This window comes from Ottowia sp., assembly GCF_047975795.1.
Lineage (GTDB): Bacteria > Pseudomonadota > Gammaproteobacteria > Burkholderiales > Burkholderiaceae_C > Ottowia.
Genome location: NZ_JBKEEE010000027.1, coordinates 1 through 1,708, shown reverse-complemented (window position 1 = coordinate 1,708; position 1,708 = coordinate 1). Strand labels below are relative to the sequence as shown.

Sequence of the window (1,708 nt, the reverse complement as noted above, 5' to 3'; positions counted from 1 at the left end):
TGCTGGCCGCCGTGAGTTGCCCGCCGCTGGTGGCGGTGACCTCTTGCGCTGTCATCCAACTGATCTCGAGCGTGCCTGCTGCCGGCTGCTGTGCCAGAGTGATAGAAACAAAACCACCGGCATCGACGGAGGGCGGGCTGATAATTTCGGTCTGACTGCTGCTGAGCTGGTAGGCGCAGGCGACCTGTCCACCGGCGTCCGGCATGTAGGACGGGCGCAACTGCACAGTTTTGCTGGGCCAATCCACCCGGCCTTCGCCATCGCCGCCAATGACACCAGCGGCGCTCACGGTGCAGCTACGCAGCACGCCCCCGCTCACGTATTCCATGGTCAGGCTTGCCGGCACCAGCGTGCCGTCACCATCCAACACCCACTCGTATTCGGGCATGCCCATTTGAGCGCCATGCGAGCTGCGGTCTGTGTATGCCTGCCGGGCACCCCAGCTAATCACCACAGCGCTGCCCACGTCGGGCAGGCTCGGCAGCGTGAGCGCGAGGGAACCGGTGGCGCTGTTCACCACGCCCGAGCCAGCGCCCTCCAGCTCGCCGGCTCCATCGTCGGTCACTGTCTGCTGGTTGCCCAAACCCACCCACTTGATCACCACCGTGCCAGGCTCCGGCAGCGGCGTGAGCTGAGCCACATAGCTAAGGCCCCGGTTTTCCTGGCCGATTTTGATGCGCCGCGTGTGCGGTGCGGCTGGGGTTTCGATCAACCTCGGGCTGGTTGCCAGCGTGATGGTGCGCTGCGCAGCCGGCCTCTGATCAAGCGCCGGCACCGGCGTGGCGCTACTGGGCACCAATTGGCCGTACACGCCGCTGGTATGCACAAAGCTGTCGCCCAGCGCGCCAATGGCTGTGAGCGGCGCAGCGCCAAAATAATTGGCCGCGTCAGCGGCGGTGGTGTCGCGCACATGGCTTGCGCCTGAATCGATGGAGAAAAAGCGGTTCGGGTCGGTGCCCGGCATGTCCTGCCCCAAGCCGGCAGACAGATCGCACTTGACCACCATCCCCAGGTAGTCACCCTTTGCGTCGGTAAATGTGCGAGTCTCGCTTTCGACCTTGATCACGCGCGCCCATTCGATTTTTTCTGCTGCGGTGCCCTCGTTGGCCACCAGCACCAGCGTGCGGCCAACCGTTGGTAGGTCAGTCCCCAAGCGCTGCATGATCTGCATGTTGGCCTGCCCAGCCACGTGGTCGCCCAGTAGCCATCCATTCCACGGCACGCCGCGAATCAGGTAATTGGCGACCGCCTCACTGATCTCCGAGCGCTGCGCAAAAGGTGGACACGATGCGAGCGTGACGGTGATGTTCGGGTCGGCTGGCAGTTTGGCCACCATCGCATAACTACCCAGCAAACGGTCGGTGTTGTCCGTGTCCACGTGCAGGAATGCCTGCCGGATGGACACATTGCCAACGGTGCGGCTGACTGAGTCCACATCATCGAACATCGTGTTCGACTGACCCCACTCGATCAGATTGCCTGACGGGCCACCGCCGCCATTGGGCACGTCGGCCATGAGTTTACTAGCGCGAATTTTTATATCGTTCGCAAGGAGGGTCACGGAGAAACCTCGATCAATCGCAGCGTGGCGACATAAGGGGTGTCGGCACCCGGCATTTCAGGGCGGGCCACGGGCGTGGCGCTGATGGGCGCGCCATCGGGCGCAAAGCGCACGTTGAAGCTGCGGCCATCGGCATGCACAAATGTG

The 1,708-nt window shown here is 63.5% G+C and carries 1 pseudogene; it reads right to left on the bottom strand.

From position 1 onward, the window contains the following. A pseudogene (locus ACK5NW_RS03905) lies at positions 1 to 1,516 on the bottom strand (hypothetical protein); the annotation flags it as partial. Positions 1,517 to 1,708: the final 192 nt, after the last annotated feature.